The sequence below is a fragment of the Saccharothrix xinjiangensis genome (genome assembly GCF_039527585.1).
In the GTDB taxonomy this organism is placed as follows: Bacteria; Actinomycetota; Actinomycetes; order Mycobacteriales; family Pseudonocardiaceae; genus Actinosynnema; species Actinosynnema xinjiangensis.
Genome location: NZ_BAAAKE010000005.1, coordinates 18696 through 31936, shown reverse-complemented (window position 1 = coordinate 31936; position 13241 = coordinate 18696). Strand labels below are relative to the sequence as shown.

At 71.6% G+C, this 13241-nt stretch carries 20 protein-coding genes; 7 read left to right on the top strand and 13 right to left on the bottom strand.

What is annotated here, in order from left to right; all coding sequences use genetic code 11:
* Positions 1–4: 4 nt before the first annotated feature.
* From ABD223_RS13345 to ABD223_RS13320, 6 genes are all read right to left on the bottom strand, one after another.
* The gene (locus ABD223_RS13345) at positions 5–595 is read right to left on the bottom strand and encodes a hypothetical protein (RefSeq protein ID WP_344036460.1); all 591 of its coding nucleotides are present in this window, start codon (positions 593–595) and stop codon (positions 5–7) included.
* A gap of 67 nt (positions 596–662) precedes the next feature.
* Positions 663–917, bottom strand: coding sequence for a hypothetical protein (locus ABD223_RS13340; RefSeq protein ID WP_344036459.1), 255 nt, complete (start codon positions 915–917; stop codon positions 663–665).
* A complete protein-coding gene (locus ABD223_RS13335) occupies positions 914–1180 on the bottom strand; it encodes a hypothetical protein (RefSeq protein WP_344036458.1) in 267 nt (88 codons plus the stop codon). Before ABD223_RS13335 ends, ABD223_RS13340 begins: the two co-directional genes overlap by 4 nt.
* Positions 1181–1358: 178 nt before the next feature.
* Positions 1359–1898, bottom strand: a complete 540-nt coding sequence (locus tag ABD223_RS13330; protein WP_344036457.1) for a sigma factor-like helix-turn-helix DNA-binding protein — start codon at positions 1896–1898, stop codon at positions 1359–1361.
* A 63-nt stretch (positions 1899–1961) separates the two neighbouring features.
* The gene (locus ABD223_RS13325) at positions 1962–2441 is read right to left on the bottom strand and encodes a hypothetical protein (protein WP_344036456.1); all 480 of its coding nucleotides are present in this window, start codon (positions 2439–2441) and stop codon (positions 1962–1964) included.
* Between the two features lie 12 nt (positions 2442–2453).
* Positions 2454–3773 carry a DNA modification methylase gene (locus ABD223_RS13320; protein ID WP_344036455.1) on the bottom strand — a complete coding sequence of 440 codons (1320 nt, stop codon included), beginning with the start codon at positions 3771–3773 and terminating at the stop codon, positions 2454–2456.
* A gap of 79 nt (positions 3774–3852) precedes the next feature.
* On the opposite strand from ABD223_RS13320, the gene ABD223_RS13315 reads away from it, so the two are divergent.
* On the top strand, positions 3853–4554 hold the full coding sequence (locus tag ABD223_RS13315; protein WP_344036453.1) for a hypothetical protein: 702 nt from the start codon (positions 3853–3855) through the stop codon (positions 4552–4554).
* Here the strand turns inward: ABD223_RS13315 and ABD223_RS13310 are convergent.
* The gene (locus ABD223_RS13310; RefSeq protein ID WP_344036451.1) at positions 4551–6785 is read right to left on the bottom strand and encodes a DUF4082 domain-containing protein; all 2235 of its coding nucleotides are present in this window, start codon (positions 6783–6785) and stop codon (positions 4551–4553) included. The genes ABD223_RS13315 and ABD223_RS13310 overlap by 4 nt on opposite strands.
* 137 nt (positions 6786–6922) lie before the next feature.
* Between ABD223_RS13310 and ABD223_RS13305 the strand changes: the two genes are divergently transcribed.
* From ABD223_RS13305 to ABD223_RS13280, 6 genes are all read left to right on the top strand, one after another.
* On the top strand, positions 6923–7435 hold the full coding sequence (locus tag ABD223_RS13305; protein ID WP_344036450.1) for a hypothetical protein: 513 nt from the start codon (positions 6923–6925) through the stop codon (positions 7433–7435).
* A complete protein-coding gene (locus tag ABD223_RS13300) occupies positions 7420–8841 on the top strand; it encodes a glycosyltransferase family 4 protein (protein ID WP_344036449.1) in 1422 nt (473 codons plus the stop codon). The genes ABD223_RS13305 and ABD223_RS13300 overlap by 16 nt, the downstream gene beginning before the upstream one ends.
* Positions 8834–9049 (top strand): hypothetical protein, encoded by a 216-nt coding sequence (locus ABD223_RS13295; protein ID WP_344036448.1) that lies wholly within the window; start codon positions 8834–8836, stop codon positions 9047–9049. The genes ABD223_RS13300 and ABD223_RS13295 overlap by 8 nt, the downstream gene beginning before the upstream one ends.
* Positions 9050–9111: 62 nt before the next feature.
* Positions 9112–9774, top strand: coding sequence for a 2OG-Fe(II) oxygenase (locus ABD223_RS13290; protein ID WP_344036447.1), 663 nt, complete (start codon positions 9112–9114; stop codon positions 9772–9774).
* Positions 9774–10277 (top strand): class I SAM-dependent methyltransferase, encoded by a 504-nt coding sequence (locus ABD223_RS13285; RefSeq protein ID WP_344036446.1) that lies wholly within the window; start codon positions 9774–9776, stop codon positions 10275–10277. The genes ABD223_RS13290 and ABD223_RS13285 overlap by 1 nt, the downstream gene beginning before the upstream one ends.
* Positions 10278–10285: 8 nt before the next feature.
* Positions 10286–10966, top strand: a complete 681-nt coding sequence (locus tag ABD223_RS13280; protein ID WP_344036445.1) for a glycosyltransferase family 2 protein — start codon at positions 10286–10288, stop codon at positions 10964–10966.
* A 60-nt stretch (positions 10967–11026) separates the two neighbouring features.
* Here ABD223_RS13280 and ABD223_RS13275 read toward each other — a convergent pair whose 3' ends face one another.
* From ABD223_RS13275 to ABD223_RS13250, 6 genes are all read right to left on the bottom strand, one after another.
* Entirely contained in the window at positions 11027–11386 is a 360-nt protein-coding gene (locus tag ABD223_RS13275; protein ID WP_344036444.1) for a hypothetical protein, read from the bottom strand.
* Complete coding sequence (locus ABD223_RS13270) at positions 11383–11823, bottom strand: hypothetical protein (protein ID WP_344036443.1); 441 nt, start codon at positions 11821–11823, stop codon at positions 11383–11385. Before ABD223_RS13270 ends, ABD223_RS13275 begins: the two co-directional genes overlap by 4 nt.
* Positions 11820–12110: a hypothetical protein gene (locus ABD223_RS13265; protein ID WP_344036442.1), complete on the bottom strand. Its 291-nt coding sequence runs from the start codon at positions 12108–12110 to the stop codon at positions 11820–11822. Before ABD223_RS13265 ends, ABD223_RS13270 begins: the two co-directional genes overlap by 4 nt.
* A complete protein-coding gene (locus tag ABD223_RS13260; RefSeq protein WP_344036441.1) occupies positions 12107–12325 on the bottom strand; it encodes a hypothetical protein in 219 nt (72 codons plus the stop codon). Before ABD223_RS13260 ends, ABD223_RS13265 begins: the two co-directional genes overlap by 4 nt.
* Entirely contained in the window at positions 12322–12858 is a 537-nt protein-coding gene (locus ABD223_RS13255; protein ID WP_344036440.1) for a hypothetical protein, read from the bottom strand. Before ABD223_RS13255 ends, ABD223_RS13260 begins: the two co-directional genes overlap by 4 nt.
* A gap of 95 nt (positions 12859–12953) precedes the next feature.
* Positions 12954–13214: a hypothetical protein gene (locus tag ABD223_RS13250; protein ID WP_344036439.1), complete on the bottom strand. Its 261-nt coding sequence runs from the start codon at positions 13212–13214 to the stop codon at positions 12954–12956.
* Positions 13215–13241: the final 27 nt, after the last annotated feature.

The window sequence follows — 13241 nt, the reverse complement described above, 5'->3', positions numbered from 1 at the left end:
GAGGTCATGCCCCGTCCCAGGGGTACCCGGCGCTGTAGGGCGGGCAGCGGTCAGGGGAGGTCACCGCGGTGATGGTCGGGGTGGGTGCCGGACTGTAGACCGTGCCGGACACGGTGGTGGGCGCCATGTTCGGGTAGGCGCACGAGTCGACGTGGCCGGGCGGGATCGTCGGCGCGCCGGTCTCGACCGGGTTGCCGAGCTCGGTCGGCACCGGCGCCGGTGCTGGCGGTTGCTGGACGGGCTGTTCGGCCGGGGGCGGCGCGGCGGTGAGGGTGGTGACCGGGTCGGTGGTCGGCATGCTGGTGCTGGTGGTGAGCTCGGCGGCCTCGACGACCGCCCCTGCGGTCGAGGTGCCGGTCTGGATGACCGCGGCCGGCGTCTCGGCCGCCGGGGTGCCGGTGGCCTGCGTGACGGCGTACGCGGTCACGCCAGCTACGCCCAGGCCGAGAGCGGTGACGACGCCGATGAGCGCCACCCGGACACGGGAGCCGGTGGGCGGCTGCTCCACCAGCTGGGTGCTGTCGACCGGCACGCTGTCGATGAACCGGGTGGGCTCCTCGACGGGTCGGTCGGCGGGGTCGGGGTTGTGGTCCACGGTGGCTCCCTGGAGGTGGTGGTGGGTGGGTGTGCCACGAGGGGTATCGCCCGCCGATGACGCTCCGCTACGAATCGGCGCCCGGGCGGGCGGTGCCGAGCACGTCGGCGACCTCCCGGCAGGCCTCGTCGTGCCGTCGGGCCACGGCGGACAGCAGCCAGCCGACGCCCAACAGCGCGTTCAGCTGGGCAGACTCCGGCATCCTCGGCTCCAGGTCCTGGGCGACCTGGAGCAGCGCCTCGCCCTTGGACAGGCTGTCGGCCGCGGTCCACGGCGGCTCCGGGTCCGGGTCGCGCGCGGGGTCGTAGGGCGGCAGGCTCACCGGCGCCGCCACTGGCCCAGCTCGTCGCCCTCCGCGCGGGAGGTGGCCCAGTACGCGGCGTCCGCGCCGCCGTCGAGCTGGACCTTGAGGTTGAGGCTGCTGCCGTTGTCGCGGACGACCAGCGCCGGGTACTGGTCGCCGACGTGCGGAGGGTTGAGGTTGGTGCGGCCTGCGCCGTTGATGCGGGGCACCAGCTCCTCGATGGCGCGTACGTCCTCGCCGGTGATGGTGTAGAGCACGATCTCGCCGAGCAGGGTGGACACGATGCGCCTCCGGGCCGTAGATCTTCCGTCTCGACCCCGCGAGGGTGGTCAAGATTGTTCGGTCAATGACCCATTCTGCGGGAAGATTTCCGGAGTGGCGACCATCCGGGCGCACGGCCGCGCGTCGACGAGGGCTAAGCTCGCCTCGGCCCGGTCTCCACCGGGGACGGAGACCGGGCTATCCCTTCCCTCGCAGCTTGGCCAGCTGGGCCTCCGCGTGCTCGCGTGCCGCCTTCACCAGGCGCACCAACTCCACGTCCTCCGGGGAGACGGTTCCCTCGTCCGCCTCGGTCTTCGGCGCGGCGTCCAGGCCTTCGAGCTTGGCCCGGCGCTCCTGGATTCGCAGCAGACGATCCACGCAGGCCAGAGTGATCCCGATGTCCTCGACGGGCTCATCGTCGACGGTCAGCACGGTGCCGTCCTTGAGCACGTAGTGTGGCTTGCTCATCATCGCCAGCACCCGCCGCGACAAGCCCTCCAGGCGCTCCCGCTCCATGGTCCGGTACTGCTCGACGAACGGGGTGACGTAGGTGGCGATGGCGTCCTGGATGCGGGAGTGGACGGTGCCCACGGACAAGCCGGTCAGGGCGCTGATCTCGCGGATGGTGTAGTGCTGGAGACGCAGCTGGTAGCAGGCGCGCTGCTGCTCGGCGATATCCACGTTGGTCAGGCGGCCCTGTGAGCCGGGGCGGCGTTCGACGGCGGTCGAGTCGGACATGGTCGGCTCCTGCTCGGTGACGGCCCCCTGGACCCATTGTCGCGCGAAACTGTCAGATGACGGTTACTCACCTTCCGGGGGTGGTGCCGCCTCCAACGCCAGCCGCTCCGCCTGCGCTCGCGTACGCGCCGCCTCCACCAGGCCCATGAACTCCACGGGCACCGGCGCGTCCAGCGGCCCCTCCAGCCGGGTCGGCGCGTCCAGGCCCAGCAGGCGGGCGCGCCGATCCATCACCCCCAGCACCGCGCGCACCGCCTTCGTGTCCCCAGCCACCGCCATCGGCCACACGCCACGCTGGATGCGGTCCAGCCGCGCCAGCTCCAGCTCCCGCAGCTCCACCGCGCTCGCCGCCTGTGCCTCCCGCGCCGCCTCCCACGCGCGCTTCAGGTCCTTCGACACCGCGGCCCGCCGGGACTCCGTCGACGAGCCGCCGTAGTTCAACGCCGCGGCGATCTCGTCGAGCGAGGCCCCGGCGATGCGCAGCTGCACCGCCCGGGCCCGCCGCTCGGCCACCTCCGTCTGCACTTCCTCGCTTGCGGGCACGTTGGCACGTCCTTATGGGTTGGCGCGTTCGGCGAAGTCGACCTCCTCGCCGGTCGACCGCAGCACCGGCAGCACCCCGGTGTGCTCCTGCCACCGGCGGCAGATCACGTCGACGAACCGCGGGTCCAGCTCCACCAGCCGGGCGACGGCGCCGTGGTGGTGCGCAGCGATCAGGGTCGAGCCGGAGCCGCCGAACAGGTCCAGCACCAGCCCGCCCGGTCGGCACGAGTTCGTCAGGTGCGCGGTGATCAGCTTGACCGGCTTCTTGGTCGGGTGGTCCTCGCTGATCCGCGGCTTGGGCACCTCGAACACCGTGGTCTGGGCGTCGTCGCCGAACCAACGCGGTCCACCGCGACCCAGCCGTCCCTGCCCGCCGGGGACGAACCCGTACATCACGGCCTCGTGCTGGTAGTGGTAATCGCTGCGGCCCAGCACGAAGTGGTCCTTGACCCACACCAGGCCCTGGCGCAGCAGCCACCCGGCCCGCTGCACAGCGGTGAAGAAGACGTAGGCGAGCGGCCCGGGCGGGTGGGCGATGTAGAACGGCGCGCCCGGCTTCAGCCCGGCCGTGGCGACGGGCAGCATGTCGCGCAGCAGCTCGGACAGGCCCACGGCCGAGTCGTTGCGGATGGTCAGCGCGTCCGCGGTGCCGCCGACGTAGTCCACGCCGTAGGGCGGGTCGGTCCACGCCACGTCGCACCGGTCACCGTCGAGCATGTCCTCCACGGCGGTCTGATCGGTGGCGTCCCCGCACAGCACGCGGTGCGGGCCCAGCAGCCACACGTCGCCCTCGCGCGTTCGTGGCTTGACCGGGCGCGCCGGTTCATCGTCGGGCTCGGTGAGCGCCACCGGCGGGGGCAGGTCGGCCTCCTGGATGGAGGCGAGCAGGTCCTCCAGGCCGTCGGCGTCGAAGCCGGTCAGTTCCAGCAGCTGCGAGTCGGCGAGGTCACCGAGCAGCTCGGCGAGCAGGCGTTCGTCCCAGCCGCCGATGGTGGTGATGTTGTTCGACGCGATCAGGTACGCCTCGGCGTCCTCGTCGGAGCGGGAGGCCCAGCCGCGGACCACGGGCATCTCCCACTCGCCGTCGTCGCCGACCCGAACGCCGTCGGGTGGGGTGGCGCCGCCGGCCTTGAGCGCGACGAGCTGGTCGTAGCGGCCGTGTCCGGCGACCAGGCGCCCGGTGCGCTCGTCGACCAGGGGCAACTCGGCGAAGCCGAAGTGACCGATCGAGCGGGCGATCGCCGTGGCGTCGTGGGCCTTGGGGTTGCGAGGGGCGAGCTGGACGTCCGGGAGAGGGACGTAGCCGACGAAGCGGCCCTCGGTGGTTGTCATGTTCAGCTCCTACCGTTCAGCGCGACGTGCGGTGATCCCTCGGTCGAGTATGGCTGTGTAGGGGTGGCAGGATGCGCGCATGCCCGCGCCGACCACGCCGGCCGCCTTCCTGGCTGCCGTGCCGATGCCCTGGCCAGCTGACGTCGATGCCGACGTGTTCGCCGCCTACGGGCAGTGGGTCGGGGGCATCGGCAGCATGGCGGGTTTCGCGGCAGTGGCTGTGGCGGTCCTCGCGCTGCGCCATGAGCGCCGTGCCGCGGCGGCCCAGCGTCACGCGGACGAGCTGGGCCAGGTCGAGCGCGAGCAGGCCGCCGAACGCGAGCGGCACGAGCACCGGCTGGCGCAGGCCCGCACGGTCATCGCCGCGCGCGGCAGGGTTGCGGTGGAGCACCCGGTGTATGACGGGCGTGGCGGTTTCAGGCTCGGCTCCTCGGAGGTCTTCGGCCTGCAGGTGAGGAACTACGGGGTCCGTCCGGTGCTGGAGGTCATGATCGAAGACATCACCTTCAGCACCGGCGATCCGGCCGTCGAGCACACCTCGTGGGTGTTCCAGGAGCCCGGAGGCGAGCCGGTGCGCGAGCCGTTCCTCCTCGCCGATGTCCTCGGCGCGGGCGAGTCCGCCGGCCAGGCCCAGTTCGGCTTCGACGACGTCCCTGACGATGTTCTGCGCGACCAGGGCACCCTGACGGTGACGTTCTCGTTCCTGGACGCGGAGGGCTACCGGTGGCGCAGGGTCGGCACCGGGAAGCCGGTCCGGATCGGTGAGCCGGCCGACGACTAGACGGCGACCACGACCAGGTCGACGCCGTAGTTGGTGCCGCCGCCCGAGGTGGTCGGCGGCGTGGTGATGGCGCCGGTGCTGAAGCAGCCCTGGCCGCTGGCGTCCGCGTTGCTGAACGCCCTGAGCGGGCCGTTGATGATGCCGGAGCCGCCGGGTCCGCTGTCCCAGTAGGACAGGGTGTAGGCGTAGGCGCCGACGCAGTGCACGGTGGGGACGTAGACCGCGCCGGGCCCGGCCTGGACCGGCGTGGGCAGGGTGGCCAGCAGCCACTCGTCGGCCGCGTCGAGGGTGAAGGCGACGTCGGCGGAGACGGCGTCCCAGGTGCTGGGGGCGGTGAAGCGCCACACGCGGCCGGTGATCGGGCCGTCGAGGCCCGCCGGGCGCCAGAAGCGGAGATGGGTGATCTCGACGGCGGCGGTGAAGTTGACCTTCACGCCGACGTTGATGGTGGTCTCGGCGGCGGTGCTGGAGGGGCCGTCCTCGGCGGGGAACAGGCTGTACTCGGTGATCTCGGGGCCGCCGGGCAGGGCCAGGCGGGTGGCGGCGACGGTGTGGTCGGCGCCGTAGATTGCGATCGGGGACTGGGTGGTTCCCGAGGGGCCGATGACGTAGAGGGAGTGGGAGCCTCCGCCCGGGCCGATGCCGATGCCGTTCGGTGCGGGCGGCTCGCTGTTGACGCGGCCGAGGAACGCGATGGTGCCGTTGAGGGTGCCGTTGGGGTCGTTGATGTGGGCCCCCTGGGTGGGGGCGTAGGTCCACTCGCGCTCGCCGTTGTAGGCGTAGTCCTCGATGTCGAGCATGGCGATGCGGCCGGTCCAGCCCCACCACGGGACGACGCCCCCGTCAGGGCCTTCGCCGGAAGGGTCCCAACCGGACAGGCCCCACTGGCACTGCTCCAGCTTGATCAGGTTGACGATGCCGTTGTGGGAGCACGGGCGGCGGGTGTGGACGCCGATCTTGCAGCTCAGGGTGATGATGGCGTCGGCGTCGAGGTGCTCCGTGACCGGGGCACCCGCGTAGTAGCCCTCGGTGATCAGGCAGCGGACGACGACCGCCACGTTGTTGTTACTGCGGGGTAGGAGCAGGGCGGCGCCGGTGGGGTTGGTCGGCTCGGGAATCTCGTCGAGCACCGCGTCGACGTCGATGCGAACGCGGTCGAGGCGGCAGGTGGACAGCTGTTCCAGGTTGGCCGTGCACAGCGAGGGGTTGGTGTTCTGCCTGAGGATGACGTTCTCGATGCTGAAGTGCAGGTTGCTGAAGCTGTTGCCGACCGGGTCGGTCATGTCGGCGTCGGGGCCGCCGATCGCGCAGGGCAGGCCGAGGGTGTCCGACCAGGTGTAGGTGGTGGTGCCGGTGTCGAAAAACAGCACCCCGGCGGTGTTGACCTGGACCGGGGTGCCACCGAGTTCGGCGGCGCGGACCATGTACGCCTCGCCGCCGCTGATGATGCCGTAGGCCCGCTTCGGTGCGGTGCGGGGCACCTGCGGCAGTGGCAGGGCGGCGCGGGCCTTGTCGCCGGTGACCGCGACCCGGGCAGGGTTCTCCAGGTCGACGCGGTAGCGCTTGTTCGCGGGCACGAGCAGCTTGGCGCGGCCCAGCGGGTAGGCCAGCATCGCGTCCCACGCGGCCTTGACCGCCTCGTAGTCGTCGGTCACGCCGTCGCCGACCGGGTTGCCGTAGTCCTCGGGGCAGAACAGCGCGCCGGTGAGGCGGGTGTCCGGCAGGCCGACGTCGAACGAGAGGCTGTCGGCGTACGCCTTGGTCACGAGGTGCCCGGATGCCGACGGCGTGCCGTTCCAGCTGAGCGGCCCGGTCAGGGTGCCGCCGGTCTTGAGCAGGTAGTCGCTCAGCGCGGAGGCCAGGGCGTAGGTGACCACGGCGGGCGGGTTCTCGGCTGGGGCGAGGTCGGCCAGCTGGAGGGTGCCGGTGGCGCCGTCGGGGATCTCGATGCGGTACTCGTCGGCGTAGACGTCGGTGAGCACGCGGACGGTGAGCGGCTGGTTGGCGGGGCTGATCCCGGCCTGGCGCGGGGACAGGAACTCGTCGGTGAGGAACTGGCCGTCGGCGACGGCGGCGGTCACGGTGCCGGGCGCGAAGATGATGTCGTTGCCGGTGTCCCGGATCGGGTGTTCGAACACCAGTTCGATCGTGCCGGTGCCGGGTGCGCCGGACAGCGGGTGGCGCACGTCCCCGGCCAGACGGATCTTGGTCAGGGTGTCGGGGATCGGCATGGCGGGTCCACCTCTCCAGGCTGGTGGTGGTCCCGCGCGCTGTCGGCAGGAAAATCGTAGCCGTTCACGCTGGTCGGCCTGATGTTTTGTCCGGTCATCTACGCTCTGCGCAGGAAGTTTTCCTGACGGGAGCCTTCATGTACGCGGACCACCCCCCGCCGCAGCACGCCTACACGCCGGAGCAGCCCTACGAGCGCCTCACGTTCGAGTGGATGCCGCTCGCCCACAGCACCGTGGTCGACCTGGAGGCGTTCCGGAACTTGCCGACCGCCGTCGCCCAGGCCGAGATCACGCGCGAACTGGACGCCGTCGCTCACCGGCTGGTGCAGAAGCTCCGCGCGTTCGTGATGACCAAGAAGCTGCCCGGGCACACGGTCACCAAGCGGCTCACCGTGCGGTGGCAGGTTCCGGCGACCTGGTGGGATCACGTCAAGTTGACCTACGCCGACACGCTGTGGCTGGCGTGGTTCGTGCGGCGGCGCCCGGCGCGGCTGGTGACCCGGGAGCGCAGCGTGGTGTTCCGCGCAACCTGGGGGGACATGGTCACCTACCCGTGGCAGACCGTTGTCCGGCGCGAGGACTTCGGGCCCGCGGTCCGGGACGTGCGGCTCGACGTCACCCACAGCCTGAGCCCGTGGTGGCAGCGGTGAAGGTCTTCGGGTGGTCGGCGGACCAGGCCGGGTGCGGCTGGTACCGGATGCGGATGCCGCTGGACGAGCTGGCGCGCCGCGGGCACGAGACGCACGTCGCCGAGGAGATGCCCCGGGAGTGGCTGGACACCTGCCAGGTGCTGATCGCGCAGCGGATCTGCAAGCCGGCCGCGTCGCGGACGTGGCAGCGGATCGCGCAGCATCCGGCCCGGCCGCTGATGGTGGTCGAGCTCGACGACGACCTGTGGTCCGTGCCGCCCAGCAGCCGAGTCGCCTACGAGTGGTTCAGCAAGCCGGAGGTGCAGGAGAACCTGCGGCAGAACATCCGGGTCGCCGACCTGGTGACGGTGTCCACCGAGCCGCTGGCCGACGTCGTGCGGGAGTTCAACCCGAACGTGCACGTCGTGCCCAACGCGGTGCCGGCGGGGATGCTGGCGATGCGCCCTTCGGAGCGGCTCGACGACCGGGTCGTGATCGGCTGGGGCGGCTCGTCGACGCACGTGATGGACTTCGCCGACATCGGCCCGAAGATCGTCGAGTACATCGCGGGACGCCCCGACGTGCTGTGGCACACCGTCAGTGGGCCGCGGCAGTTGATGATGCAGCACATGCGGTGGCTGCGCCGGCTGCCGTCCGAGCAGTGGCGGGCCCTGGACTGGTGCGAGGACATCTGGGACTACTACTGCGCGATCGGCACGTTCGACATCAGCACGGCGCCGCTGGTTCCGCACGTGTTCAACCGCAGCAAGAGCCCGATCAAGGCGCTGGAGGCCGCCGCACGCGGTGTGCCGATGGTCGCCTCCGACGTCGGCCCGTACTCCGAGTTCGTGCGGCACGGCGAGACCGGCCTGCTGGTGAAGCACGCGCACGAGTGGCCGCGGGCGCTGCGGACGCTGGTGCTGGACCCGGGGATGCGGGAGGAGATGGGCGCCGCCGCCCGGCTCCAGGCCCGCGAGCACACCATCGAACGGCGAGGCGACGAGTGGGAGAAGGTCCTGCTGTCGCAGCTGAGCATCAGGGGAGGCAGCGTGACCGCGACCGCACCACCGCCGCAGACCGGCGGGCAGGAGACCGGCGAACAGCAGCAGGACGTCCAGGAGCACCGGTGCGCGGTGCCCGAGCTGGAGGCCGGGCAGGCGTGGACCTGCCCTGAGCCGGGCTGCGGGCGGCAGTACGGGGAGCAGGCCCGGATCGCCCCGCAGTACGACCCCGAGACCCACGACGTGATCGATGTCGCCGAGCTGCTGCGGGACTTGGCGGCCGCGTTCGTCGAAGGCGGGCACGCGTTCACGCCGGGGGTTCCGCCGCGGGAGACCCAGGCCGCGCTGTACCGGATCGGCGGCCAGGTCCAGCGCGCGGCCGCGGCTTTCGGGCACCTGCGGATCGCGATGCCCCGCCGTGGCTGACGGACCTCCGCCGGGCGACCTGCCCGCCATCCTGGCCGCGCTCGCCCAGCGAGCCGGTGGCGACGTCGAGCTCGACTGCGAGGAGGTCGAGACCTACCGCAACCGCCACGCCGTGCGCCTGCTGGCGGGCAAGGAACCGGGCAGCATCCGAGTCGTCGTCCAGCGGACCGGCCGAACCGACCTGCCACCAGCAACAACGATCTCCTGACCGGTGGACGAAATCGGCACCCGTCCCCCACCGGTAGTCCACCCCTTCTCCAGGAGCCTGCGATGCCCGACCTGACCTCGATCCCGCTCACCCCGGCGACCTTCGACGTCAAGCCGTTCCCGCACGCGGTGGTCGACCGCCTGTGGGAGCCGAACTGGCTGAACGCGATCGCCGCCGAGTTCCCGTCGCCGGACGACCCGCGGTGGACGACCTACCCGGACCCGAAGGAGTGGGGCAAGCGCGCCGGGGACGCCTGGTGCTGGGGCCCGGCGACGCTGAGCTGGTTCGAGCGGGTCCGCTCGCGGGCGGTGTGCGACGCCCTGGAGAAGGCGACCGGCATCGGGCCGCTGACCGCGGACACGGTCGGCGGTGGGATGCACATGACCAGCGAGGGTGGCCGGTTGGAGTCGCACGTGGACTTCAACGTGCACCCGGACAACCCCGATCTGGAGCGGCGGCTGAACCTGCTGGTGTTCCTCAACCACGACTGGGACCGGTCCTGGGGTGGCACGCTGTACCTGGGCGAGCACCGGGAGGTGGAGGTGCTGCCCACGTTCAACAGGACCGTGCTGTTCGCCACCTCCGCGCGCAGCTGGCACGGGCATCCGGACCCGATCGTCGGCGACCACCTGCGCAAGAGCCTGGCCTGCTACTACTACGCGCCGGTCACTTCCGCCACCGGGCCCGCGCACTCCACGGTGTGGCAGGCCGAGGCGAACGCCTGATGCACCCCGAGGCTCTGGAGGGCGCCCGCGCCATGATCGACGCGGCCGGGGTCGACGCGCGCGCCGATCTGCTCGGGCTGGACCTGGGCGGCGCGGACATCAACGGCACCGCCCGCAGCCTGCTGCCGATGGTGCGCTGGGTCGGGCTGGACGCGCAGGCCGGGCCCGGGGTGGACATCGTCGCCGACGCGCGCACGTGGACACCGGACCGGGAGTACGACGTGGTGCTGTGCACCGAGCTGCTGGAGCACGTGCAGGGCTGGGAGCGGTGCATCGGCACCGCGTGGCGGGCGCTGCGCGAGGGCGGGCACCTGGTGGTCACGTGCGCCAGCACCGGCCGGCGGCCGCACGGCGCCCGCGGCGAGTTCCACCCGGGCCCGGGCGAGTGGTACGCGAACGTCCCGCCCGACGCGCTGGAGGACCTGCTGCGCGAGGCGTTCGCCGCCAGCCACGTGCGCTACCGGGCCAACCCGGGCGACGCGTACGCCTGGGCCAGGAAGTAGGCGGCGGGGTGGAGACGTACGTGGTGGTGCCGACCCACAACCGGAACGAGCTGGTGCTCGAACTCGTGCAGTCCCTCGAGTTGCCTGCCGAGCGGGTGCTGATCATCGACAACGCCAGCAACCCGCCGGTGCCGCCGGCTCCCAGCATCGACGAGTTCAACCCGCCGCCGCCGGTGGCGACGTTGTTGCTGGACTTCGAGCAGCCGCCGAACCTGTCGCGGTTGTGGAACCTGGGCATCGACTGGGCCGAGAAGCAGGCGGGCGGGCGCGAGCACGCGGTGGCCGTGCTCAACGACGACGTGGTGCTGCCGCCGCTGTTCCTGGACTACATGGTGTCCGCGCTGCGGCAGACCGGGGCGGACATCGCGTTCCCCGACCAGCACGGCCGGGTCGGGCTGCTGCACCGGACCATCCCCGGGCCGGTGCCGTTGCGGGAGCGGATGACCGGGTACGCGTTCGTGCTGCGCGGCGGTGTCGGGTTGCGCGCGGACGAGCGGTTTCGGTGGTGGTGCGGCGACGACGACCTGGAGTGGCAGGCGCTGGAGCGGGGTGGCACGGTGTGCGTGGGCGGGATCGGCGTGCAGCACCTCTACCCCGACCGCTCCACCCGGTCGCGGCCCGAGCTGGAGGCGCAGACCCACCGCGACCGGACGGCGTTCGTGCAGAAGTGGGGGCGGGCACCGTGGTGATAGGTTGATCACGGTCACTGTGCACGTGTAGTCCAGGGGTAGCAGGAAGCCCCGGCCGGATCAGGTTCCGGTCGGGGCTTCCTGCTGTCCCGGGCCCTGCGGGACGTCCAGGTCGAGCAACATCTGGTGGACGTCGACGGAGTCCTTCGGCGGGTTGCGGGCGGCGTGGACGCAGGCGGCCCGCTGGCAGGTGATCGGGTCGTCTGTGGGCTCGAACGCCGTCCAGTGCTCGATGCCGATGCCGACGTGGCAGGACGGGCCGGGCACGTGCAGGCCCAGGCCCTGCACGGCCTGCATCTGCACGCCGTGCACCGTGGCCGAGCCGGGCAGCCGGCCCCGGTGGTGGCCCGCGAACCGGGCGCTGGCGTTGTCCGCCTCGGGAGCTAACGCGTCGCGCAGCTGCTGTGCTCGTCCCGTCACCGTGGCTCCTTCGCTGGGCTTGTGGCGTACCGCCAACGCTTGATCTGGTGGAGGTCGATCAGTTTGCGAGTCCACCCGGTGAAGTAGTTGATCTCCAGGTACCAGGCGGTGCAGTGGTAGCGGAACGCCTGGAGAAGGCGGGCCTCGAACACGGTACCCACCCAGTCGACCTCAACCGGAACACCGACAGCGGGCGGAGCCCCACTGGTGTTCTGCCACCCCACTCGCATCGCCTGCGAGTCGCTTTCGAGCTGGCGCGCTGGTCCTTCCGCGCCACGTGTCCCGCGCCGCGGTGCGCCGTGGTCGAGACGTTGCAGGCTGCGGTGCAGTTCCCAGGCGAGGGCGGCGGCGTGGTCGGTACCGGCGTCGGCCAGCGCGGTGATCATGGTCTTGATGCTCTTCTCGGTGTCGCCCGCACCGGCCTGCTCGCTGGTCACCGCGCCTCACCTACCGGCAGCGGCTGTTCCCTGATCCACAGGGTGACCGCCTGGCGTGGCGTCACGGCCTCTTGCGCGGCGAGGGGCAGTGCCCAGATGCGGTGCACCACGCGCCATGTCCGGCCGGCGAGGATCACCGAGTCGCCGGTGGCGGGCACGTGCTGCACACCGCCGTCGGGCAGCATCGGCTCGTCGTCCGGGAACTCGACCTCCCGGTTGTTCTCGTCGACGACCAACCAGCTCACGTGGGTGGTGTCGGTGGCCATCGTCCCGTAGCCGCGCGTCACGACTTCCCTCCGGCGACCTCATCGGCCAGCGACGACAGCGCTGCGGCGGCGGCCGACACCTCGCGCAGCTGCTCCGCTGAGAGCTTCTCCAGCGTCTCGCGTGCTTTGGCCAGGTCGCCTCGGACCATCCAGCCCATCGAGCCTTGGGCACCGGCGACGAGCCGGACCTTGGCAAGGGCCTCGTCTAGCGACGGGCGCGGCTTCTCCTCGGTCACCGGCTCCTCCGGGGAGTGATCTGACGGGGTGCGCGCGGGTGCTGCTTCGGGCCAGTGTTGCGGTTGCGGCGCAGTTCCAGCGCCCGTGCCTTCGCGTCGCCGCTGCCCTCGGGGACGCCGAACCCTGCCGCGTGCAGGAGTTTGCCGACCGCGGCGAGGCTGTTCGCCACAGCGTCCGCCAACGTCTGGAAAGCGGGCTTGAGGTCTTCGATCATCTGGTTAAAGCGCAAGGCGACGTCGCGGCTGATCTGCTCGGCGTCGCGGCTGATCTGCTCGGCGTACTGCGCCGCAGCCGCACGCTCTTCCGGCGTGCGTGCCGACGCGGCGGCCGCGCTGGCCGCCGCCAGGTCCAGCCGGAGGGCACCGGAGCGCGGAGGAACGGACCAGGCCGGAAGCGTGGAGCGTCCCTGCCACAGCTGCTGGTGGAGCTCGTTGCAGAAGTCGCCGGACGGGGCGTTGTCGGCCAGCGTGCTGGTGCACCACCCGCATCGCGGTGCGGTGACCTCGTCGATTCGCGCGAGTAGGTCGGTCACGGCCTTGGGCTCCTTACGGTGGTGGGTCGGTCGGGGATGACGCGCGCCGAGGGCCGTGGGGATGGTCCCACGGCCCTCGGCAGGTGTGGTGCTGGTCAGCAGTTGGGGCAGGAGTCGGTCAGGTAGTACTGGTGCGGGCACAGGGTCTGCCGGGCGCGCTGGTAGCCGGGGCCGGGCACCAGGCCGCCGGCGAGGAAGTAGTGCGGGTAGCGGCGGACCGTGTTCTTGGTGAGCGGCTGGCGCAGCACGGCGGCCGAGGGGATGCGGCAGAAGTTGTAGGAGTCGTGGGAGATGGCCACGAGCAGCAGGTCGGGGACGAGCACCCGAGGAAGTGCGCGGACGGCGGTGGTCGACATGTTGGTCTCCTGTGGGCGTTCCGGCGG

What these genes read in the sequence shown, in the direction of transcription:
- ABD223_RS13285 (WP_344036446.1), top strand. Translation starts at nt 9,774, where the DNA reads ATGCACCCCGAGGCTCTGGAGGGCGCCCGCGCCATGATCGACGCGGCC.
- ABD223_RS13310 (WP_344036451.1), bottom strand. Translation starts at nt 6,785, where the DNA reads ATGCCGATCCCCGACACCCTGACCAAGATCCGTCTGGCCGGGGACGTG.
- ABD223_RS13290 (WP_344036447.1), top strand. Translation starts at nt 9,112, where the DNA reads ATGCCCGACCTGACCTCGATCCCGCTCACCCCGGCGACCTTCGACGTC.
- ABD223_RS13320 (WP_344036455.1), bottom strand. Translation starts at nt 3,773, where the DNA reads ATGACAACCACCGAGGGCCGCTTCGTCGGCTACGTCCCTCTCCCGGAC.
- ABD223_RS13250 (WP_344036439.1), bottom strand. Translation starts at nt 13,214, where the DNA reads ATGTCGACCACCGCCGTCCGCGCACTTCCTCGGGTGCTCGTCCCCGAC.
- ABD223_RS13330 (WP_344036457.1), bottom strand. Translation starts at nt 1,898, where the DNA reads ATGTCCGACTCGACCGCCGTCGAACGCCGCCCCGGCTCACAGGGCCGC.
- ABD223_RS13315 (WP_344036453.1), top strand. Translation starts at nt 3,853, where the DNA reads ATGCCCGCGCCGACCACGCCGGCCGCCTTCCTGGCTGCCGTGCCGATG.
- ABD223_RS13305 (WP_344036450.1), top strand. Translation starts at nt 6,923, where the DNA reads ATGTACGCGGACCACCCCCCGCCGCAGCACGCCTACACGCCGGAGCAG.